Origin of the sequence: Sphingopyxis sp. (assembly GCF_041916015.1) — a bacterium.
In the GTDB taxonomy this organism is placed as follows: domain Bacteria; phylum Pseudomonadota; class Alphaproteobacteria; order Sphingomonadales; family Sphingomonadaceae; genus Sphingopyxis.
Window position 1 is genome coordinate 201,748 of sequence record NZ_JAYSAH010000049.1, and the last position, 19,545, is coordinate 221,292.

Sequence of the window (19,545 nt, forward strand, 5' to 3'; positions counted from 1 at the left end):
GACAAGAGTGATGGCATTAACGAACGATCATACGGTCAAGGCCTTCGACGAGGATCTCAACCGCCTGCGCGGCCTGATCAGCGAGATGGGCGGGCGCGCCGAACAGGCGCTGCTCCAGGCGATGACCGCGCTCAACAAGGGCGACCTCGACCTCGCGGCGCAGGTCGTGCAGGGCGACAAGAAGATCGACGCGCTCGAGGCCGAAGTCGAACAGCTCACCGTCCAGACGATCGCGCTTCGCGCCCCGATGGCCGACGACCTGCGCGAGATGATCGCGGCGCTGAAGATCGTCTCGGTCGTCGAGCGGATCGGCGACTATGCGAAGAATATCGCCAAGCGCGTCGCGCTGATGGACCAGACGCGCTCGATCGAGGCGATCCCGGTGCTGATGTCGATGTCGTCGGGGGTCGCCGAACTGATCCACGACGCGCTCGACAGCTTCGCCGCGCGCGATGCCGACCTCGCGGTGCGGGTCACCGTCCGCGACAAGAATGTCGACGATTTCTACAACAGCATCTTCCGCACGCTCGTGACCTTCATGATGGAAAATCCGAAGCACATCACCGAGAGCGCGCATCTGCTGTTCGTCGCCAAGAACCTCGAGCGCATGGGCGACCATGCGACGAACATCGCCGAGATGGTCTATTATGTCGTGACCGGCGAGCGGATGGAGGAGCGCGAGCGCGGCGAGACCCCGGAAAGCCGGGCGATCGCGGCCAATGCGACGACGGACGGGGAGCAAGGCTGATGCCGCAGCCCGACCTGCTGCTGATCGAGGATGACGAGGCGATCGCCGAGCTGATCGTCTGGCACTTCGCGCGCGAAGGCTTTTCGGTCCGCCAGACCCCCGACGGCGAACAGGCGCTGATCCTGGTCGAGGAGCGCGTCCCCGACATCGTCCTCTTGGACTGGATGATCGAGAGCCTGCCCGGCATCGAGGTCTGCCGGCGCCTGCGCCGCAATCCCAAGTCGGCGAACGTTCCGATCATCATGCTCACCGCGCGCGGCGAGGAAGAGGACCGCATCCGCGGGCTCGAAACCGGCGCCGACGATTATGTGACCAAGCCGTTCAGTCCGCGCGAACTCGTCGCGCGCGTCTCGGCCGTCCTTCGCCGCCTGCGCCCCGCGCTCGCGGGCGAGCTGCTCGCCTATGCCGACATCGAACTCGACTCGGTCGCGCACAAGGTCGTCCGCAACGGCCAGATCGTCGCGATGGGTCCGACCGAATTCCGCCTGCTGCGCCACTTCATGGAGCATCCGGGCCGCGTCTTCTCGCGCGGGCAATTGCTCGACAGTGTGTGGGGACAGGACAGCGATATCGAGCTCAGGACGGTCGACGTGCATATCCGGCGGCTGAGAAAGGCGATCAACCTGCCGGGAACCGCCGACATCATCCGCACGGTACGTTCGGCGGGCTATGCGCTGGATGCCGGCAAGGGGTAATCCAAGGCGCCTGCATAGCCGGTTCGTATCGGATCGTCCGCTAACCGGCCGGAAGCTAACATACCCCGCATCGTCACCCCGGACTCGATCCGGGGTGCCGCTTGAAATCAACGGCCACCTATTCCGGGCGAAAAGCGGGGTCCCGGATCAAGCCCGGGATGACGAATGGGAGGGCGCGGTGCGGCCGCTCCCCGCCCCGATGCCGCCATCCTACCCGCTATGTGCAAAAACATCGGCTTGCTTGACCGGTTCGGCTGAGGTTCATCTTCTCAGCCTAAGGATTTCCGTCAGGGGATGGTCGCCAGGGAATGCGCGTAATGAAAAGACCTGCCCCGTTTCTCCTTCTGCTCTTTGCGCTCGCCGCGCCCGCTCATGCACAGGACGAGGGGCTCGCGCAGACCGGCTCGCCGCCCGAGCGCGTGTCGGTTCTCTATACCTATGGCGACGAACCCTGCCCCGAGCCGAAGGACGACGAGATCGTCGTCTGTGCGCGGCAGCCCGAATCCGACCGCTATCGCGTTCCCAAGGCGCTTCGCCACAAGGAAGAGGACAGGTCGGTCGGCGGCGGATCCTGGGCCTCGGCGGTCGAGAGCAACAATTATGGCGCCGCCGCCGCGAGCCGCCCGAACAGCTGCTCGCCGGTCGGCAGCTATGGCTATACCGGCTGCACCGCCGCGGCGCTCCGCGACTGGTTCGCGGAACGCCGCGCGATGAACGCAGCGAAGGGCCGCACGTCCGACGCGCAGAATTGACGCCGCCCCGGTCATTCGCCTAGCCTGCATGTCCCCCGAAACAGGAGGTTTTCCATGCGCCGCATCGCTCCCATCGCCGCACTTCTCATCGCCGCCGCCGCGGTTCCCGCCGTCATCGCGCAGCCGCCGGCGAGCCCGCCCGGCACGCCCGACAGGTCGCGCGTCACCGCAGGCACCTATGCCGCCGACCCCAATCACACGATGGTCGTCTGGGAAGTCGATCACCTCGGTTTCAGCAACTACACCGGCATCTTCGGCAGCGTGACCGGCACGCTCGTTCTCGACCCCAAGAATCCGGCCGCATCGAAGGTCGATGTGACGATCCCGGTGGCGAAGGTCACCACCGCGAGCGCGGGCCTCACCGCCCATCTGCTGCGCGAAGGCAAGGACGGCGGCAAGCCCGACTTCTTTGGACCGGCACCTGCCGATGCCCGCTTCGTCTCGACGAGCGTCGTCGTCGACGAGGACGGCGACGAAGCCAAGGTCGCCGGCAATCTGACCCTCAACGGGGTCACGAAGCCGGTCACGCTCGACGTCGATTTTCACGGCGCGGGCGCGATGAACGGCGGCAAGCCGACCGTGGGCTTCGAGGCCGAGACGACGATCAAACGCAGCGACTTCGGCGTCTCGATGGGCATTCCCTTCGTCAGCGACGAGGTCGAACTCAAGATCCACGCCGCGTTCGAAAAGCAGTAAAGACCAGCCTCGCAAGAGCGGCAAATATGGCCGGACGGGCCTTCATCCCGGCGACCGGAGGCGGCGGCGCGCCGAAAGGGGTTTGCGTGTCCGCCGCTTAGGGCGTTATGAACGGTCCGGTGAAACTGGTTAACTGTGTGGGGGCCGATCGGCATATGAAGAAGAATAGCGTCATTTTCCTGGGCGCGGCTGCGCTTGCGATCGCTGCGGCAGCACCCGCCGCGGACGCGCAGGACACCGCCGCGGTCACCAAGCGCGTCGACCGGCTGGAAAAGGAAATGCGCGCAGTGCAGCGGCAGGTCTTTCCGGGCGGTGCGCCGACCTTCACCGGCGGCGAGATCGCGCCCGACAACACGCCGGGCGAGCGCTCGAACGCGGCGACTCCCGTCGCGGACCTGACCGCGCGGGTGGATGCGCTGGAATCGCAGCTTCAGACGCTGACCGGCCAGACCGAGCAGAATGCCTTTCATCTTCGCGAACTCGAAAAGCAGTTCACCGCCTACAAGACCGAGATGGACAAGCGCTTCCCTGCCGCGCCGGCACCGGACGAAGCGACCCCTGCGAGCTTGCCCGTGGTCGCGGCGCCCAAGCCCCTGGTGACGCCCGCCTCGACGACAACCGCAGCCGCGCCCGCCAAGAAGCCGACAGCGACACCCGCGGCCAAGCCGGGAACTCCGGATGCGGCGCGCCTTGCTCTCGTCAAGAAGGTCGAAATCCCCTCGTCAGGCAACGAGCAGCAGGACGCCTATGACTATGGCTTTCGCCTGTGGAGCGCCAAACTTTATCCCGAGGCGCAGGCGCAGCTCAAGACCGTCGTGACCAAATGGCCAAAGAGCAATCAGGCGAGCTATGCGCAAAATCTGCTCGGCCGCGCCTATCTCGACGAGGGCAAACCGAGCCTCGCCGCGGTCGCTTTCTATAATAATTACAAGGATCGGCCGAGCGGCCCGCGCGCGCCGCACAGTCTGATGTACATGGGCGTCGCGCTCGAAAAGCTGGGACGCAAGGCCGACGCCTGCAAGGCTTTCCGCGAGCTTGAAGATGTTTATGGCGACAAGGCGCCGCAGGATGTCCGGACCGATGCAGCCGCCGCAAAAGCAAAAGCAGGCTGCTGACGGCGGCGAAGCCGTCGAGCGGCTCGGGCGCGACCTTGCCGCGCTGGCCGGCGCGGACTGGCAGCGGCTCCATTATGGCGTCGCGGTCTCCGGCGGCCCCGACAGCATGGCGCTGCTCTGGCTGATGGCGAGCTTGCTGCCCGGACAGGTCCGGGCAGCGACGGTCGATCATGGCCTCCGCAAGGGGTCGGACGAGGAAGCCCGCATGGTCGCGGGTTTCTGCGACCGCGAGCATATTCCGCACGATATATTGCAGCCTGCCGCCCCGATCCGGGGCTCGCTGCAGGCGGCGGCGCGCACCGAACGCTATCGCCTGATAGAGGCATGGCGCCAGACGCACGGCATCGCCTATATCCTCACCGCGCATCACGCCGACGACCAGCTCGAAACGATCGTCATGCGGCTCAACCGCGCGAGCGGTGTCGGCGGCCTCGCCGCGATTCGGGCACGCAACGGCGCCGTTCTGCGCCCGCTGCTCCACTGGCGGCGCGACGAACTGGTGCGGATCGCGTTCGATCACGACATTCCCTTCGTAGAGGACCCGTCGAACGCCGACGACCGTTTCGACCGCGCGCGACTGCGCCAGGCGCTGCGCGCGCAGACCACGCTCGACGTCGAGGCGGCGGCGCGGTCGGCGCGCTGGCTCGCGGAGGCCGACGAGGCGATCGACTGGGCGGCGGAACGGCTCATCGCCGCCTGGCCCGATGCATCCGACATCGCGGTGATCCGCGACGACGGCTATCCGCCCGAAATCTTTCGCCGCATCGTCACCGAGCGGCTGCGCGCCAATGATTCCGGCCTCGCGCTGCGCGGCGCCTCGCTCGACGGGGTGATCGCCGCGATGAAGGAGGGTCGGCGCGCGATGGTCGGCGCGCTGCTGATCGACGCGGTGCCGGGCCTCGCCGGCACGATCTGGCGCATTTCCGCCGCACCACGCCGAAAGCCGAGAAAATAGGACAATCTGGCTCATTGTCATTTAACCCGATTATCCTACATTATCGGGATCGATGCGCGAACAGGCGCGATATTTGGAAAGTTTCCGATGCAGGACGACAAGGAACCGCAGGGCAATCCCTGGATGAAGAGCGTGATGATCTGGAGCGGCATCCTGCTCGCCATGCTCCTCGTCGCCTCGGTCTTCGGCGGTGCGTCGCAGCCGACGGGCAGTCCGCTTGCCTATTCCGAGTTCCGCCAGAAGGTGCAGGAAGGCGCGGTCAAGGACGTGGTGCTTTCCGAAGACCGTGTGACCGGCACGCTGTCGAACGGCGACCGCTTCACCGCGAACATCGTCCGCGATCCCGACCTGCTCAAGATGCTCAACGACAATGGCGTCAAATATGACGGCAAGCCAGTCGAGACGGGCAATATCTGGGTCTATATCCTCGTCCAGTCGCTGCCCTTCCTGCTGATTCTCGGCATCGCCTTCTTCGTCTTCCGCCAGGTGCAGAAGAACAATGGCTCGGGCGCGATGGGCTTCGGCAAGTCGCGCGCCAAGATGCTCACCGAAAAACAGGGCCGCGTGACCTTCGACGATGTCGCCGGCATCGACGAGGCGCGCGAGGAACTGCAGGAAATCGTCGAATTCCTGAAGGACCCCAGCAAATTCTCGAAGCTCGGCGGCCAGATTCCGAAGGGCGCTTTGCTCGTCGGTTCGCCCGGCACCGGCAAGACGCTGCTCGCCCGCGCGATCGCGGGCGAGGCGGGCGTGCCCTTCTTCACCATTTCGGGCTCGGACTTCGTCGAAATGTTCGTCGGCGTCGGCGCCTCGCGCGTCCGCGACATGTTCGAGCAGGCGAAGCGCAACGCGCCGTGCATCGTCTTCATCGACGAAATCGACGCGGTCGGCCGCCATCGCGGCGCCGGGCTCGGCAACGGCAATGACGAGCGCGAGCAGACGCTGAACCAGCTTCTCGTCGAGATGGACGGCTTCGAGGCCAATGAGGGCATCATCATCGTCGCCGCGACCAACCGCCCCGACGTGCTCGACCCCGCCCTCCTCCGTCCCGGCCGTTTCGACCGTCAGGTCGTCGTGCCGCGCCCCGACATCGAGGGCCGCCAGAAGATCCTCGAAGTCCACACGCGCAAGAAGCCGCTGGCGCCCGACGTCGATCTCCGCCGCATCGCACGCGGCACCCCGGGCTTCTCGGGCGCCGACCTTGCGAACCTCGCCAACGAGGCGGCGCTGCTCGCCGCGCGCAAGGGCAAGCGCCTGATCGCCTCGAACGAGTTCGAGGAAGCGAAGGACAAGGTGCTGATGGGCGCCGAACGCCGTTCGATGGTGATGACCGAGGACGAGAAGAAGGCGACCGCCTATCACGAGGCCGGCCACGCGCTCGTCTCGCTCCACGTCGAGCATAACGACCCGCTGCACAAGGTGACGATCATCCCGCGCGGCCGCGCGCTGGGCGTGACGTGGAACCTGCCCGAGCGCGACCGCTATTCGCAGAATATGAAGCAGATGAAGGCACGCCTCGCGCTCTGCTTCGGTGGCCGCATCGCCGAACAGCTCATTTACGGCAAGGACGAGCTCAACACCGGCGCGTCGAACGACATCCAGCAGGCGACTGACATGGCGCGCGCCATGGTCATGGAATATGGCATGTCGGACAAGCTCGGCTGGCTGCGCTATCGCGACAATCAGGACGAGGTGTTTCTCGGCCACAGCGTGTCGCGCGCGCAGAATATGTCCGAAGAGACCGCCAAGCTGATCGACGCCGAGGTTCGCCGCCTCGTCGAGGAAGGCGAAAAGGTCGCGCGCAAGGTGCTGACCGACCACCTCGACGAACTGCACCTGCTCGCCGGCGCGCTGCTCGAATATGAGACGCTGTCGGGCGAGGAAGCGAAGCGCGCGATCAAGGGCGAGGATATCGGCCGCGAGAATGATCAGGACAAGCACGGCAATCCCGTCTCGGGCCACGCCGGCGGCCTGCCGCAGATCAAGCGCAAGCCCCGCCCCTTCGGCGACGCCAACCCGCAGGGCGTCTGATTCAGACCTTGTTCATTGATTTCAAACGATTTCGATCCGTATGGCCTTGAGGGAAATACGGATCGGATCGGCTTTTGCGGCGCTCGGCGTTGGCGCTTTGCTATGTGGCATGGCGCCCGGCGACATGAGCGTCGCCGCCTTCCTCGCGCGCGCCGGGCAGATCGAGCGGCTTGGCCCGCTGGCGATCGCGACGCCCGAAGCCCATTATCTGAAGGGCGAGGTGATCGCCGCAGGCAAGCGTTACAAGGCGCGGATCGACGCCGAGCGCAAGGCCGGACGCAAGACCACCAGTTGCCCGCCCGAAAGCGGCACGCTCACCCCCGAACAATGGCTCGCGCACCTGCGCAGCTATCCGGTGCAATCGCGCAGATCGATTTCCATCTATTCGGCATTCGACGGGCTGATGCGGAAACGCTATCCCTGCCCGGCCTGATACAGACACCTGAAACAGACAAGGGACCGGGGAACGCCGCAACCATGACGATCTATTGCGACGAATCGGGCGGGCTCAACACGGGCGCCATGACCTTTGCGGCGGTGATGCTGTCGCCCGACGCCGCGGCGGCGATCCATGCCCGCTTTCGCGCCGTCACGGGGCTGCGCGGCGAGCTCAAGGGCAGCCGGATCAGCCTGACCGAGCGCGCCTATCTGCTCGAACTCTTCGATCGCGCCGGTGGCCGCGCCTGGGTCGCAGTGGCGAAACGCGACCGGCTCGCGCCGCCCGCCGACGGCAAGCTCGCGACCGATCTCGCGCTTTATACGGCGCTGCTCGACCTCGCGGTGAGCAGCTGGCTTCCCGAGACCGGCGGCGTCTGCACCGACGTGGTGATCGACGACGGGCGCTACGACCCCGTGATACTCGCCGGGGTGCGCGAGAGCATTCAGGCCGGCCTCGCCGGCTGGGGGCAGGCTTCGCTCGCCGACAGCCGCCGCTCGGACGGCGTCCAGATCGCCGACGTTATCGCGAACAGCCTGTTCAACGTGGCGATCGGCTCGCCACGCGCACACCGCATCGGCGTCATCGTGGAGCCCCTGATCGCCTCGCGCGCAATCCGCATCGCCGAGCTCACGAAGCTTCTCTGAATGCAAGAAGGGCCACGGTTTCCCGCGGCCCCCTTGGTTTTCGATCGGAACGGCGCTTATTCGAAGTCGCCGCCGCCCCCGGCCGGGCTGCGCGGCGGCGCCGCGGCGGTCAGGCGCAGCGCTTCGGCCGAGCGCGCGATCGAGCTGATTTCATCGGGCGTATCGTCATCGTCGACGACAACCTTCTGCAGCGAGCCGACGAGCGCATCGCCGAGATCGACGGGGCGGACGGTCTGCTCGGCGATTTCGCGCAGCGCGACGACGGGGTTCTTGTCGCGGTCGCGGTCGACCGTCAGTTCCGAGCCGCCCGAGATTTCGCGAGCACGGTGCGCCGAGAGCAGCACCAGATCGAAGCGGTTGGGAACCTTGTCGACGCAATCTTCGACGGTAACGCGGGCCATAGATTTTCCTTAAGTATCGGAGAGGCCAGCCAGAGGCATGGCGGCAAGCGCTGCGCGCTAGCAGGGGGCGCCCGCGATGTCAATAAAACCCCTGCCCTTGCGGCCCGCGCACCCGTCCGCCTATGAGCGCTGCATGACCGGCACCGCTCACCCCGCCAGTGACGCAGAGACGTTGAAAGCAGAGGTCGCGGGACATCGGCTGGAGGTGATCTTCAACGGCGAGCAGCGCCTCGAGCGGTTGCTGGCGCTGATCAACGGCGCCATCGGCAGCGTCGACATGATCATGTACATCTTCCGCCACGACAGTGCCGGAACGCGGGTCCTCGATGCGATGACCGCAGCCGCGCGGCGCGGGGTGCGGGTGCGCGCGGTGATCGACAGCTTCGGGTCGAGCGACACCCCCGACGGCGTTTTCGCGCCGCTGCGCGCGGCGGGCGGCTCGGTCATCTTCTTCTCGCGCCGCTGGCGGTCGAGCTATCTCGTCCGCAACCATCAGAAGCTGCTGCTGATCGACGGCGACGTTGCGGTGACGGGCGGCTTCAACATCGCCGATCCCTATCTCAGCGACCGCGAAACGCATTGCTGGTTCGATCTCGGCATCATCGTGCGCGGGGCGACGGTCGCGCGCATGATCGCGTGGTTCGAGGCGATCCACGCCTATACCGTCGAGGACGACGGCAAGCTGCTGGTGTTGCGCCGCCTGATCCGCGGCTGGCCAGTCGACAAGGGGCCGGTGTCGTGGCTGGTCGGCGGCCCGACCCAGCGCCTGTCGCCATGGGCGCGCGTCGTGCGCGGCGATCTGGAGGGGGCGCGGCGGCTCGACATGGCGATGGCCTATTTCTCGCCCGGCCAGGGCATGCTCCGCCGCCTCGGCCGCGTTGCGCGGCGGGGCAAGGCGCGCTTCGTGATGGCGGCCACGTCGGACAATGGCGCGACGATCGGCGCGGCGCGGCTGCTCTACGGCTATCTGCTTCGCCAGCGGGCGGCGATCTGGGAATATCAGCCGTGCCGGCTGCATATGAAGCTGATCGTCATCGACGACGTCGTCCACGTCGGAACCGCCAATTTCGACATGCGCAGCCTGTTCCTGAACGTCGAGGTGATGCTGCGCATCGCCGACGCCGGCTTCGCGCGGCAGATGCGCGGCTTTCTGGACGGGCTGAAGGGTGATTGCGAGATCGTAACCGCCGCAAGCCACAAGGCGCGCGCCGGCTGGCTGACGCGGCTGCGCTGGACCCTCGCCTGGTTCGTCGTCGGGGTCGCCGATTATACCGTCGCGCGGCGGCTCAATTTCGGACTGGGCGAGCCCGACCCCGATCTGGAAGTCTAGTCCTTCCAGCCCCAGAAGAGGAAGCAGGGCGGTACGTTCACCCATTCGAACGCATTGTCGATGCGCTGGAAATGCGCGGCAAGGAAATCGCGCGCGCGGGCGCGGAACTGATAGACGAGGAACGCTCCGCCGGGGCGCAGCACGCGGTGCGTCGCGGCAGCGATTGCGGGGCCGACGCCTGCGGGAAGCGTCGAGAAAGGCAGGCCCGACAGCACGTAATCGGCGTGCTCGAAGCCGTGCGCGCGGACGATTTCCTCGACGTCCGCGGCCGAGCCGTGGACCGCGATGAAGCGGCTGTCGCGGATGTCTTTCCGCAGATAGTCGATGAAGTCGGGGTTGGTATCGATCGCGATCAGCGTCGCATCGCCAGCCATCCGTTCGAGCACCGGGCGGCAGAAGGTGCCGACGCCGGGGCCATATTCGACGAACAGCTTCGTATTCTTCCAGTCGACCGGGCGCAGCATGTGCCGGATCAGCGTCGGCGACGACGGGACGATCGAGCCCACCATGACCGGATGCTTGATAAAGCCCTTCACGAACATGCCCCACGGGCCGAAAAAGCGCTTCAGCTTTTCGCGGACCCGGCGGATCGGCGCGACGTTCGATTGGGCCTGCGCCCGCGGATTGGTCATGACGGCTTTCGCGTTGTTGCGGTTGACCGAATCCGTGGCAAAATCATGGCGCCCGCGCAAGGAAAGAGTCGGTCTTGACACTGGACAGCTTCCCTTTCGCGTGTAGGAAAGCGCCGGGCCGCAGCGAAGGACGGCCGAAAAGGGGGACGAAGTGACGGCCATATCGCGTTCGATTCCCGCCGATCGCATGGCGGTGCTGTTCGCGGTCATGCTCGTCGCCGCGGCGGGCAACACCGCGATGCAGTCGATCCTTCCGGCCATCGGCGCCAAACTCCACATTCCCGACGTCTGGGTCAGCCTTGCCTTCAGCTGGTCGGCACTCCTCTGGGTCCTGACCGCTCCCTATTGGGCGCGGCAGTCGGACAAGCGCGGACGCAAGATATTGATGGCGCGGGGCGTCATCGGTTTCTTCCTGTCGATGGCGCTGTGCGGCCTGACCCTGTGGGCTGGCCTGTCGGGCTGGCTCGCGGCCGGCACAACCTTCATTCTGTTCGCCCTGTTCCGCAGCCTTTACGGCGGCTTCGGCTCGGCGGCGCCGCCCGCGGTCCAGGCCTATGTCGCGGCGCGCACCGATGCCGAGGAGCGCACGCAGGCGCTGTCGCTGGTTTCCTCGTCCTTTGGGCTCGGCACCGTCATCGGTCCCGCGGTCGCGCCCTTTTTCATCCTGCCGGTCTTTGGCCTGGCCGGGCCCTTGCTGGTTTTCGCGCTGATCGGCCTTACCGTCCTCGTCGCGCTCCGCTGGCGGCTGCCCGACGACGTGCCGCGCTTCGCGGCGCGCGGCGCGATCGCCCCCTATCCCCTGTCCGCCGGCCCGCAAGAACCGACCGCCGAGGATGAAAACGAACTCGACCCCGCGACGCAGGAGCCGCTCGGCTGGCGCGACCGACGCGTGCGCCCCTGGCTGTTCGCGGGCTTTTTCGGGGGGCAGGCGCAGGCGATGATGCTGGGCGTCATCGGCTTCCTGATCCTCGACCGGCTGCATTTGCGGCTGAAACCCGACGAGGGCGCCGCGATTACCGGCATCGTGCTGATGGCGGGCGCCTTCGCCACCTTGCTGTCGCAATGGGGCCTGATCCCGCTGCTCAAGATGACCCCGCGCACCACAGTCCTCTATGGCGCGGCCTTCGGGGGCGTCGGCATCATCATGACCGGGCTGGCGCAGGATCTGCACGCGATCGTCATCGGTTTCGCGCTCGCGTCGCTCGGCTTCGGCCTGTTCCGGCCGGGTTTCACCTCGGGCGCGTCGCTGTCGGTCCCGCGCCGCGATCAGGGCGCGGTCGCGGGCATGACCGCGTCGATCAACGGATCGGCCTATATCATCTCACCCGCGATCGGGGTGCTGCTCTACAACTGGCACCCGATGGTCGCTTATGGGCTGATGGCAGCCTTCTGCCTCTGGCTGGTCGGCTGGGGCTGGTCCGCGCTGCGGCAGGACCAGCCCGCGGCCTGAGTCCTTAGTCCTTCGTCTCTTCGGGCGCACCCTCGGGATGCTTGCGCTCGCGCATCGGTTTCAGCATGCCGGGCGCGAAGAAGCCGATCGGGTCGACGCTCATCGCCTGCTGCTTGATCTCGCCCTGGATCTTTTCATAGTCCTTTTCCATGGCTTCGGTCACCGACGCGCGCGTATCCTTCAGCGCCGCCTCGAAATCCTCCATCGTCACGCGGTCGCTGTCGAGCGAGCGCTTGAGCGCCGCAAGTCCCGCGCGCCGAACGAGGTCTTCGAGGTCGGCGCCCGTGAAACGCTCGCTACGCTCGGCCAGCGTGTCGAGCGACACATCGTCGGCAAGCGGCATCTTCGACGTGTGGATTTCGAGGATGCGCCGCCGCCCCTCGGCATTGGGCACCGACACATAGATGAGCTCGTCCAGCCGCCCCGGACGCAGCAGCGCGGGGTCGATCAGGTTCGGGCGGTTGGTGGCGCCGATGACGACCACCGACTGCATCTCCTCGATCCCGTCCATCTCGGCGAGGATCGTGTTGACGACGCGCTCGGTCACCTGCGGCTCGCCCGACGTCCCGCTGCCGCGCGCGGGCACCAGGCTGTCGAGTTCGTCGATGAAGATGATCGTCGGCGCGACCGCCCTCGCCCGCGCGAACAGCCGCGCGATCTGCTGCTCACTCTCGCCATACCATTTCGACAAGAGGTCCGACGATTTGATCGCGATGAAGTTGGCATCGGATTCGCGCGCCGCCGCCTTGGCGAGCAGGGTCTTGCCCGTCCCCGGCGGACCATAGAGCAGAAAGCCCTTGGCCGGGCGGATGCCGAGCCGCCGGAACGCCTCGGGATGCTTCAGCGGCAATTCGATGCCCTCGATCATCTTGTCGCGCGCCGCGTCGAGCCCGCCGATGTCGCTCCAGCGCGTGTTCGGCGCCTGCACCATCACCTCGCGCATCGCCGACGGCTGAACGCGCTTCAGCGCGTTCAGGAAATCGTCGCGCGTCACGCGTATCTCTTCGAGCACCTCGGGCGGGATCGTTCCATCCTCGAGGTTGAGCTTCGGCATGATCCGCCGCACCGCCTCGATCGCCGCCTCGCGGGTCAGCGCCGCCATGTCGGCGCCGACGAAGCCGAAGGTCGTGCGCGCGAGCTCGTCGAGATCGACGTCCTCGCCGAGCGGCATACCGCGCGTATGGATGCCGAGAATCTCGCGGCGGCCCTTCTCGTCGGGAACGCCGATCACGATCTCGCGGTCGAAGCGGCCCGGCCGGCGCAGCGCCTCGTCGATCGCGTCGGGACGATTGGTCGCCGCAATCACGACCAGATTGGTGCGCGGTTCCAGCCCGTCCATCAGCGTCAGCAGTTGCGCGACGATCCGCTTTTCCGCCTCGCCGGTGACCTGCCCGCGCTTCGGCGCGATCGAATCGATCTCGTCGATGAAGACGATCGACGGCGCGGCCTTCGTGGCAGCCTCGAAGATTTCGCGCAGCCGCTTTTCGGACTCGCCATAGGCGCTGCCCATGATCTCCGGTCCGTTGATCAGGAAGAATTGCGCGTCGCTTTCGTTCGCGACCGCGCGCGCGAGCCGCGTCTTGCCCGTTCCCGGCGGGCCATGAAGCAGCACGCCGCGCGGCGGATCGACGCCGAGGCGGCGGAACAGTTCGGGATAGCGGAGCGGCAGCTCGACCATCTCGCGAAGCTGGTCGATCGTGTCGCCAAGCCCGCCGAGATCGTCATAGGTGACGTCGGTGCGCCGCGCGTCCTGCGGCTCCTGATATTCGGGGAGCAGCTCGACCTCGGTATTCTCGTCGATGAAGACGACGCCCTTTGGGCTCGCCGAGACGACGAGCAGGCGCACCTCGGCCAGCGCATAGGCGGGCGCGTTGAGCATCTGGCGAAGCTGCGGCGGCATGTCGCCCGACGGCAGCCGCTGCTGTCCGGCGGTCGCGACGGTATCGCCCGCGACGAGCGGCCGCCCGAAGAAGCTGCGCTTCAGCGCATTGGCCGATCCTTGCAGCCGCAGATTCTCCTGCGCCGGCGCGAAGACCACGCGCGTCGCGGGGCGTGTTTCGACCCGGCTCAATTGCACCATGTCGCCTGCGCCCGCACCCGCATTGGCGCGCTGGAGGCCGTCGAGGCGGATCACCTCCAGCCCCTCGTCCTCTGCATAGGGCGCGACGACGCGCGACGCCGTCTCGCGCTTGCCGCTGATCTGGATGATGTCGCCTTCGGTCACGCCGAGTTCGGCCATCGCCGAGCGCGGGATGCGGGCGATGCCGCCGCCGCTTTCTTCGGCGCGCGCGTTGGCGACTTGCAGTTTGATGCTTTTTTCTTTTACCGCGGCGTCGGCCAAGATGTTTCTCCCGCAAAGAGGTCAGAATGCGGAAGATAGGATGGCCGTTCCCGATTTTCGACCCCCGTCTTGGCCTGACGCGTTGAGGCACCTATGCCGCACCGCACAATTTTCTGGCATGTCAGTAAGCGCCATGGCATCATAATTGCCGAGACGATCATGCCACGCCTTCCTCCCCTCAGCAGCATGGAGGCCTTTCTAGAGGTCGCGCGCCACGGCACGGTGAAGGCGGCCGCGAGCGAGCTCGGCCTGTCGATGCCCGCGCTGTCGCGGCGCATCCAGACGCTCGAACATGCGGTGGGGCGCCCGCTGTTCAACCGCCATCATCACGGGCTCAGCCTGACCGAAACCGGGCGCGAATTGCAGGATCAGCTTTCGCCGATCCTCGATGACTTGCGCAGTGTTCTCGGACGCGCGGGCAGCCCCGACGCGTCGCTGCGCCTGCATCTCAACGTTCTGCCGCTGTTCGCGCAGCAGCGCCTCTTTCCGCGCCTGCCCGACCTTCGGCGCCAGCATCCCGAACTGCACATCGACATCGACACGCTATCGCACGCCGAGGCCCGCCTCGGCGAAGGGATCGACGCCGCGATCGCGCTCGCGCGCTCGATCGACCCGGCGCTCTATGCCGCGCGGCTCGACCAGGACAAGGTCTTCCCCATCGCGTCGCGGAGCCTGACCGACGGCAAGCGCCCGATCACCGTGCCCGAGCAGTTGCAGCGCACGACGATCCTGCTGCACCGCGAGATGCCCGAGACCTTCGGCGAATGGAAAAAGGCAGTCGGCATGCCCTATCTGGAGCCCGCCGGGGTCGATTATTTCGATTCGGGGCCGCTGATGCTCGAAGCCGCCGCGCAGGGCATCGGCGTGGCCTTCATGCACGGCCATCACTTCGACGACGCGCGCGACTCCCGCCTCGTCCGCCTGTTCGATTTCGATGTCGACAGCCCCTACAGCTACTGGTTCGTCTGCCGGCCCCGTGCGCTGCGGCAACCGGCGGTCAAGCTGTTCCACGACTGGCTGCTTGCCGCACGAATCTAGCGCAGGTTCAATCCGCAGCGACGGACCCGGTGCGGATATTGGTGGCGATGTCCCAGACGGCAATGAACATCGCGGCGATCACCGGACCGATGACGATGCCGTGGAAGCCGAAAAGCTGCAGCCCGCCAAGCGTGACGATCAGCACGACATAATCGGGAATCCGCGTCTCGCGCCCGACGAGAACGGGGCGCAGGACATTGTCCACCATCCCGATCACGAACAGCCCGCAGAAGATAAGCACCAGCCCCTGCCAGATCGAGCCGGTGACGAGCAGATAGGCCGCCATCGGGACCCAGACGAGCCCGGTGCCGACCGCGGGCAGCAACGACGCCGCCCCCATCAGCACGCCCCACAGCAGCGCGGCCTCGATCCCCAGCGCCCAGAGCACGATCCCGCCGATCAGCCCCTGGATGATCGCTACGACGATGCTGCCCTTGATCGTGGCGCGCACGACGACGGTGAAGCGATCGATGAGCAATTGCAGATCCTCGGCCCTGAGCGGCACCGCGGCGCGGATGCGCTGCTGCAGCCCCTCACCGTCGCGGATGAGGAAGAAGGCGAGATAGAGCATCACCATCAGCTTGATCAGCAGGCTGAAGAGGCTCTGCCCGATCGACAGCGCCTGCCCCAGGATCGCCCTTACACCCTCGGAGGCGCCGCCACCCAGCATCGCCTTCGCCGCGGCGATATTGCCGATGCCGAGCCGGTCGAGCCAGGGATCGAGCCACGCGGGCATCCCCGCCTGGAAGCCCGCCCATATCTGCGCCGGGTCGATCTCGCCCGATTGGATGCGCTGATAGACCCCGGCGGCTTCGTTGACGAGCGCAAGCCCCAGGATCGCCGCGGGCAGGATGACCATGCCAAGGATCAGCAGCAGCGTCAGCAGCGCGGCGCCGTTGCGCCGCTTCGGCATCCGCGCGAGCAGGCGGCGATAGACGGGCTCGAACAGGATCGCGACGATCACCGCCCACAGGATCGCGGCGAAGAAGGGCCAGAGGATCGCAGCGAAGGCGATCGAAATCGCGATCAGCAGGACCAAAAAGGTCCAGCGGCTGCCCGAATCCGCCCTGTCGCCCTTGCCCGCGGCCATTGCCTTCCCCTTCGACGACGCGCGATGCGTCCCGGCCGGTTTAGCCGCGCGAAGGAGCTGGGGTAAAGCGTCGAAATATCATAGAGAAAAGTGGTGCTGCTAGAGAGGATTGAACTCTCGACCTCACCCTTACCAAGGGTGCGCTCTACCACTGAGCTACAGCAGCAACCGGGCCATATCGAACGGATGTTCGCTGGACAGGCGCGGCCTATGGCGGGGCGCCTTGCCGCTGTCAAGGTGCGAGGCTTGACGCTGCGCCGATTTCGCCGCATCGCCGCGGCCATGAGCAAGCCGCCCTCCCCCGCCGACCTCGAACGCGAGCGCCGCCTCGCCGAGGCGCTGCGTGCGAACCTGCGCAAGCGCAAGGCGCAGGCGCGCGAGGCCAAGGCCGAACATCCGCCTAAAGACTGACGGTCACCGTCACCGCGTCGCTCTCGGCGATTCCTTCGGCCTTGCGGACCGAAGCCTTGACCGGCAGCAGCCAGCCGCCGCTCTCCCGGTGCGGAAAGACCGAGGTATTCCAGCTCGTATCGCCAATCGTGGCGCGAACCTTCGCCGAGCCGAATCCCTTGCCGCCGTCGAGCCATTGTCCCCCGATCGCGGCAAGCCGGATGCCGTCGGCGGCATCGCCCTCGATCGTCAGGAAGAACCACGCCGCGGGCGCAGTCGCCGATTGCCAGCGCCAGAGCGGAGTGGTGACGGTGAAATCCTCCACAGTGTCTATTTCGCCGCGACCGGCCGGACCGGAACCGGAATATTGCAGATGTCCGCGCCGCCCGCGGGCTGGATGAAGAAGGGATCGCGCCGGTTGGCGCGCGCGTCGGCGTAGCGTTGGAACGCATTGCTCTCCGTCGAGAGATATTCGAACTTCGGCTGTCCCGCAGCGGGCAACTCGGTCGCCAACCGGATTGATGTGATCGGTACTCGCTCGGCTTCATTTTCATAAAAGCCAAGCGCGCCGGTCCCACGCGGCAGGCTCGACAGATGCTCGATGCCGCTGATCACACGCCCGACGATGGCGATATTGCGGTCGAGATGGCGCGGCGCGTGACCGATGACGGCATAGAGCTCGGCGCCTGAGCCCGTATCGGGCGACATGTTGCGGCCGACGCCGACCGCGCCGTAGCAATGGAGCGGCCACCTTTGCTCAGGCACCTTGCGATCGTCGAGGCCGATCGGCCAACCCGATTCAAATGTCGCCAGCGGCGCATAAGCGTCAGCCGCCGGGTTAAAACCCGCATCGAATAAGCTGGTATCCCATGGCTTTTTCATTCTGTTCAAGCGCCGCGCGCCTTCATCCCCGGACAGGCGGACAACCTTCTCGCCGTTCACCATCGTTTCGGAACTTGCCGGGTCGGCAACGACGTACTCGCTCTCCGGCACCGTCACCAACCCCTCGGGCAACGGCTTCTTCTCGGTCGCATCGCCCCATTGCGCGACATAATTGTCCTGCACGCGGTTGACGCTCGTCCCGTCCCACCAGTGCGCGGCGGCGAGCTTGCGGATATTGCCGATCCAGCCCTGGCTGAACGGTGCCGGCATCAACTGGATGACGACGCGGCGCGGCTTGCCTTTCGCATCGGGTGCCAGATCCATGACGAGCAGGTCCGAGGCAGGAATCGCGATCCAGTCGCTCGCAGGCGCCGCGGCGGCGATCTCGCCCGGCGACGGGATCGGCGCGGGCGCCGGCGTTGGCTCTGCGGCATGAACGGGAAGAACGAGCGATGCGGCGGCGACGGCGGCGGCCAGGAGCAGATGTTTCATGGCGCATGTCTGCCACGCCCAACCGGCTTGCGAAAGCCCCGCCAAGCGACTAGGGCGCGCGTTCCAGTGCATGCGGAGCGGTGGCCGAGTGGTCGAAGGCGCTCGCCTGGAAAGTGAGTATACGTCAAAAGCGTATCGAGGGTTCGAATCCCTCCCGCTCCGCCACCGGGGCCTCCGCAGAGGTCCATAGAAGTCCGGTAAACTCGACTTTTTCTCTCTGAATTCCGATGCTTAGCTCGCCTGATTTTCCGTAGCGGTTCGAAACCGTTCGGAGCCATCCAGTACCGATCCGGGTACTGATCCATGGTATCGGCGACCCAAAAACATGGTATCTTCGGAGACGAGAAATGCTGAGTGATATCAAGGTCAAAGCAGCAAAACCGCGTTCAAAACCCTATAAGATGTCCGATGGCGGCAGTTTGCTGCTCCTCGTGACCCCCAGCGGCGGCAAATTATGGCGCTGGAATTACCTCTATGACGGCAAGCAGAAGAGCATGGCCTTCGGGGCCTGGCCGCTGGTCTCGCTCGCAGATGCCCGCGGCAAGCGCGACGAAGCGGCCGCCATCCTCGCCGAAAAGCGCGACCCCGCGATCGTCAAACGCCTCAAAGTCGAAGCGATCATCGAGGCATCGCGCCAGACGTTCGAACGCGTCGCCCGCGAATGGCATGCCAACGCCAGGTCGCAATGGGCCGTCGTTCACGCCGCAGACGTCATCCGCAGCCTCGAACGCGACGTCTTTCCGACGATCGGCGACCTGCCGATCGCCGACCTCTCCCCGCCCCTCATCCTCGGGGTCTTGCGCGAAATCGAGGCGCGCGGCTCGATCGAGACCGCAAAACGCATTCGCCAGCGTATCTCCGCGGTATTCGTATTCGGCATCGCCCAGGGCATCTGCGAACGCGATCCCGCCGAAAAGCTCGGCGCGGTCCTCAAGCCCCTGCGCAAGGGACGCCAGCCGGCGATCGTCGAACTCGAGCCGCTGAAGACGATGATCATTGCCGCCGAGGAGGATTATGCCCGTCCGATCACGCGGCTCGGCCTCCGGCTCCTCGCGCTGACCGCCGTCAGGCCCAGCGAACTTCGCGGTGCGCATTGGGCCGAGTTCGAGGATTTGGGCGGCAAGCTCCCGCTCTGGCGTATTCCCTCGGCGCGCATGAAAGGCGATCTCGACCGGAAGGAGGAGATCGGCGGCGACCATCTCGTCCCGCTTCCCCCGCAGGCGGTTGCCGTGCTCCGGGCGATCTGGCCGCTCACCGGCGAAGGCGACCTTGTCTTCCCGAGCAACTGTCAAACGGCGTTCAAAAGGGACCCCCGATCGGCGTCGAAGAGGGACCCCCTTTTCGGATATGATGCTGGTTTGTTGAAGATGGCCTTGCGCTGCGTGCGGCGGAGGGCGGGCGTAGCCCGACCGGAGGCGCGCGCA

The 19,545-nt window shown here is 66.3% G+C and carries 20 protein-coding genes and 2 tRNA genes; 15 read left to right on the plus strand and 7 right to left on the minus strand.

The genetic code is table 11. The features are described 5' to 3' along the window. Positions 1 to 10 precede the first annotated feature (10 nt). From phoU to ACE3SL_RS07700, 9 genes are all read left to right on the plus strand, one after another. The gene (gene phoU, locus ACE3SL_RS07660; RefSeq protein ID WP_374525152.1) at positions 11 to 748 is read left to right on the plus strand and encodes a phosphate signaling complex protein PhoU; all 738 of its coding nucleotides are present in this window, start codon (positions 11 to 13) and stop codon (positions 746 to 748) included. Continuing rightward, on the plus strand, positions 748 to 1,443 hold the full coding sequence (gene phoB, locus ACE3SL_RS07665; RefSeq protein ID WP_374525153.1) for a phosphate regulon transcriptional regulator PhoB: 696 nt from the start codon (positions 748 to 750) through the stop codon (positions 1,441 to 1,443). Before phoU ends, phoB begins: the two co-directional genes overlap by 1 nt. A gap of 317 nt (positions 1,444 to 1,760) precedes the next feature. Continuing rightward, on the plus strand, positions 1,761 to 2,195 hold the full coding sequence (locus ACE3SL_RS07670) for a hypothetical protein (protein WP_374525154.1): 435 nt from the start codon (positions 1,761 to 1,763) through the stop codon (positions 2,193 to 2,195). Between the two features lie 54 nt (positions 2,196 to 2,249). Further along, positions 2,250 to 2,891: a YceI family protein gene (locus ACE3SL_RS07675; protein ID WP_374525155.1), complete on the plus strand. Its 642-nt coding sequence runs from the start codon at positions 2,250 to 2,252 to the stop codon at positions 2,889 to 2,891. Positions 2,892 to 3,046: 155 nt separating this feature from the next. Then, complete coding sequence (locus ACE3SL_RS07680) at positions 3,047 to 4,006, plus strand: tol-pal system YbgF family protein (RefSeq protein ID WP_374525156.1); 960 nt, start codon at positions 3,047 to 3,049, stop codon at positions 4,004 to 4,006. Continuing rightward, complete coding sequence (gene tilS / locus ACE3SL_RS07685; RefSeq protein WP_374525157.1) at positions 3,960 to 4,961, plus strand: tRNA lysidine(34) synthetase TilS; 1,002 nt, start codon at positions 3,960 to 3,962, stop codon at positions 4,959 to 4,961. Before ACE3SL_RS07680 ends, tilS begins: the two co-directional genes overlap by 47 nt. Before the next feature lie 87 nt (positions 4,962 to 5,048). Next, positions 5,049 to 6,992 (plus strand): ATP-dependent zinc metalloprotease FtsH, encoded by a 1,944-nt coding sequence (gene ftsH, locus ACE3SL_RS07690; protein ID WP_374525158.1) that lies wholly within the window; start codon positions 5,049 to 5,051, stop codon positions 6,990 to 6,992. Positions 6,993 to 7,101: 109 nt separating this feature from the next. Beyond that, positions 7,102 to 7,425 carry a hypothetical protein gene (locus ACE3SL_RS07695; protein WP_374525159.1) on the plus strand — a complete coding sequence of 108 codons (324 nt, stop codon included), beginning with the start codon at positions 7,102 to 7,104 and terminating at the stop codon, positions 7,423 to 7,425. 44 nt (positions 7,426 to 7,469) lie between these two features. Next, positions 7,470 to 8,075, plus strand: a complete 606-nt coding sequence (locus ACE3SL_RS07700) for a DUF3800 domain-containing protein (RefSeq protein WP_374525160.1) — start codon at positions 7,470 to 7,472, stop codon at positions 8,073 to 8,075. A gap of 56 nt (positions 8,076 to 8,131) precedes the next feature. Here ACE3SL_RS07700 and rpoZ read toward each other — a convergent pair whose 3' ends face one another. Next, complete coding sequence (rpoZ, locus tag ACE3SL_RS07705) at positions 8,132 to 8,476, minus strand: DNA-directed RNA polymerase subunit omega (RefSeq protein ID WP_374525161.1); 345 nt, start codon at positions 8,474 to 8,476, stop codon at positions 8,132 to 8,134. 133 nt (positions 8,477 to 8,609) lie between these two features. Between rpoZ and ACE3SL_RS07710 the strand changes: the two genes are divergently transcribed. Next, positions 8,610 to 9,806 carry a phosphatidylserine/phosphatidylglycerophosphate/cardiolipin synthase family protein gene (locus ACE3SL_RS07710; protein ID WP_374525162.1) on the plus strand — a complete coding sequence of 399 codons (1,197 nt, stop codon included), beginning with the start codon at positions 8,610 to 8,612 and terminating at the stop codon, positions 9,804 to 9,806. On the opposite strand, the gene ACE3SL_RS07715 is transcribed toward ACE3SL_RS07710, so the two are convergent. Continuing rightward, positions 9,803 to 10,438 carry a class I SAM-dependent methyltransferase gene (locus tag ACE3SL_RS07715; protein ID WP_374525163.1) on the minus strand — a complete coding sequence of 212 codons (636 nt, stop codon included), beginning with the start codon at positions 10,436 to 10,438 and terminating at the stop codon, positions 9,803 to 9,805. The two genes, ACE3SL_RS07710 and ACE3SL_RS07715, sit on opposite strands and share 4 nt — an antisense overlap. A gap of 187 nt (positions 10,439 to 10,625) precedes the next feature. On the opposite strand from ACE3SL_RS07715, the gene ACE3SL_RS07720 reads away from it, so the two are divergent. Beyond that, a complete protein-coding gene (locus ACE3SL_RS07720) occupies positions 10,626 to 11,888 on the plus strand; it encodes an MFS transporter (protein ID WP_374525181.1) in 1,263 nt (420 codons plus the stop codon). Positions 11,889 to 11,892: 4 nt separating this feature from the next. On the opposite strand, the gene ACE3SL_RS07725 is transcribed toward ACE3SL_RS07720, so the two are convergent. After that, positions 11,893 to 14,229: a CDC48 family AAA ATPase gene (locus ACE3SL_RS07725; RefSeq protein ID WP_374525164.1), complete on the minus strand. Its 2,337-nt coding sequence runs from the start codon at positions 14,227 to 14,229 to the stop codon at positions 11,893 to 11,895. Positions 14,230 to 14,388: 159 nt separating this feature from the next. On the opposite strand from ACE3SL_RS07725, the gene ACE3SL_RS07730 reads away from it, so the two are divergent. After that, positions 14,389 to 15,267 carry a LysR substrate-binding domain-containing protein gene (locus ACE3SL_RS07730; RefSeq protein ID WP_374525165.1) on the plus strand — a complete coding sequence of 293 codons (879 nt, stop codon included), beginning with the start codon at positions 14,389 to 14,391 and terminating at the stop codon, positions 15,265 to 15,267. Positions 15,268 to 15,274: 7 nt separating this feature from the next. On the opposite strand, the gene ACE3SL_RS07735 is transcribed toward ACE3SL_RS07730, so the two are convergent. Then, positions 15,275 to 16,357, minus strand: a complete 1,083-nt coding sequence (locus ACE3SL_RS07735; protein ID WP_374525166.1) for an AI-2E family transporter — start codon at positions 16,355 to 16,357, stop codon at positions 15,275 to 15,277. Between the two features lie 91 nt (positions 16,358 to 16,448). Next, positions 16,449 to 16,523 (minus strand) — tRNA-Thr (locus ACE3SL_RS07740). Between the two features lie 116 nt (positions 16,524 to 16,639). Here ACE3SL_RS07740 and ACE3SL_RS07745 point away from each other — a divergent pair. Next, on the plus strand, positions 16,640 to 16,768 hold the full coding sequence (locus ACE3SL_RS07745) for a hypothetical protein (RefSeq protein ID WP_374525167.1): 129 nt from the start codon (positions 16,640 to 16,642) through the stop codon (positions 16,766 to 16,768). On the opposite strand, the gene ACE3SL_RS07750 is transcribed toward ACE3SL_RS07745, so the two are convergent. Beyond that, positions 16,758 to 17,072 (minus strand): DUF1905 domain-containing protein, encoded by a 315-nt coding sequence (locus tag ACE3SL_RS07750; protein ID WP_374525168.1) that lies wholly within the window; start codon positions 17,070 to 17,072, stop codon positions 16,758 to 16,760. The two genes, ACE3SL_RS07745 and ACE3SL_RS07750, sit on opposite strands and share 11 nt — an antisense overlap. Positions 17,073 to 17,077: 5 nt before the next feature. Beyond that, complete coding sequence (locus ACE3SL_RS07755) at positions 17,078 to 18,121, minus strand: peptidylprolyl isomerase (protein WP_374525169.1); 1,044 nt, start codon at positions 18,119 to 18,121, stop codon at positions 17,078 to 17,080. A 74-nt stretch (positions 18,122 to 18,195) separates the two neighbouring features. On the opposite strand from ACE3SL_RS07755, the gene ACE3SL_RS07760 reads away from it, so the two are divergent. Both ACE3SL_RS07760 and ACE3SL_RS07765 read left to right on the plus strand, forming a co-directional pair. Then, positions 18,196 to 18,286: transfer RNA gene (locus tag ACE3SL_RS07760), tRNA-Ser, on the plus strand. A gap of 182 nt (positions 18,287 to 18,468) precedes the next feature. After that, positions 18,469 to 19,545 (plus strand): tyrosine-type recombinase/integrase (locus ACE3SL_RS07765; protein WP_374525170.1); only part of this gene is annotated, 1,077 nt, incomplete at its 3' end.

What these genes read in the sequence shown, in the direction of transcription:
- ACE3SL_RS07735 (WP_374525166.1), bottom strand. Translation starts at nt 16,357, where the DNA reads ATGGCCGCGGGCAAGGGCGACAGGGCGGATTCGGGCAGCCGCTGGACC.
- tilS (WP_374525157.1), top strand. Translation starts at nt 3,960, where the DNA reads ATGTCCGGACCGATGCAGCCGCCGCAAAAGCAAAAGCAGGCTGCTGAC.
- ACE3SL_RS07675 (WP_374525155.1), top strand. Translation starts at nt 2,250, where the DNA reads ATGCGCCGCATCGCTCCCATCGCCGCACTTCTCATCGCCGCCGCCGCG.
- ACE3SL_RS07715 (WP_374525163.1), bottom strand. Translation starts at nt 10,438, where the DNA reads ATGACCAATCCGCGGGCGCAGGCCCAATCGAACGTCGCGCCGATCCGC.
- ACE3SL_RS07680 (WP_374525156.1), top strand. Translation starts at nt 3,047, where the DNA reads ATGAAGAAGAATAGCGTCATTTTCCTGGGCGCGGCTGCGCTTGCGATC.
- phoB (WP_374525153.1), top strand. Translation starts at nt 748, where the DNA reads ATGCCGCAGCCCGACCTGCTGCTGATCGAGGATGACGAGGCGATCGCC.
- ACE3SL_RS07700 (WP_374525160.1), top strand. Translation starts at nt 7,470, where the DNA reads ATGACGATCTATTGCGACGAATCGGGCGGGCTCAACACGGGCGCCATG.
- ACE3SL_RS07720 (WP_374525181.1), top strand. Translation starts at nt 10,626, where the DNA reads ATGGCGGTGCTGTTCGCGGTCATGCTCGTCGCCGCGGCGGGCAACACC.
- ACE3SL_RS07695 (WP_374525159.1), top strand. Translation starts at nt 7,102, where the DNA reads ATGGCGCCCGGCGACATGAGCGTCGCCGCCTTCCTCGCGCGCGCCGGG.
- ACE3SL_RS07670 (WP_374525154.1), top strand. Translation starts at nt 1,761, where the DNA reads ATGAAAAGACCTGCCCCGTTTCTCCTTCTGCTCTTTGCGCTCGCCGCG.
- ACE3SL_RS07755 (WP_374525169.1), bottom strand. Translation starts at nt 18,121, where the DNA reads ATGAAACATCTGCTCCTGGCCGCCGCCGTCGCCGCCGCATCGCTCGTT.
- rpoZ (WP_374525161.1), bottom strand. Translation starts at nt 8,476, where the DNA reads ATGGCCCGCGTTACCGTCGAAGATTGCGTCGACAAGGTTCCCAACCGC.
- ACE3SL_RS07745 (WP_374525167.1), top strand. Translation starts at nt 16,640, where the DNA reads ATGAGCAAGCCGCCCTCCCCCGCCGACCTCGAACGCGAGCGCCGCCTC.
- ACE3SL_RS07730 (WP_374525165.1), top strand. Translation starts at nt 14,389, where the DNA reads ATGCCACGCCTTCCTCCCCTCAGCAGCATGGAGGCCTTTCTAGAGGTC.
- ftsH (WP_374525158.1), top strand. Translation starts at nt 5,049, where the DNA reads ATGCAGGACGACAAGGAACCGCAGGGCAATCCCTGGATGAAGAGCGTG.
- ACE3SL_RS07710 (WP_374525162.1), top strand. Translation starts at nt 8,610, where the DNA reads ATGACCGGCACCGCTCACCCCGCCAGTGACGCAGAGACGTTGAAAGCA.
- phoU (WP_374525152.1), top strand. Translation starts at nt 11, where the DNA reads ATGGCATTAACGAACGATCATACGGTCAAGGCCTTCGACGAGGATCTC.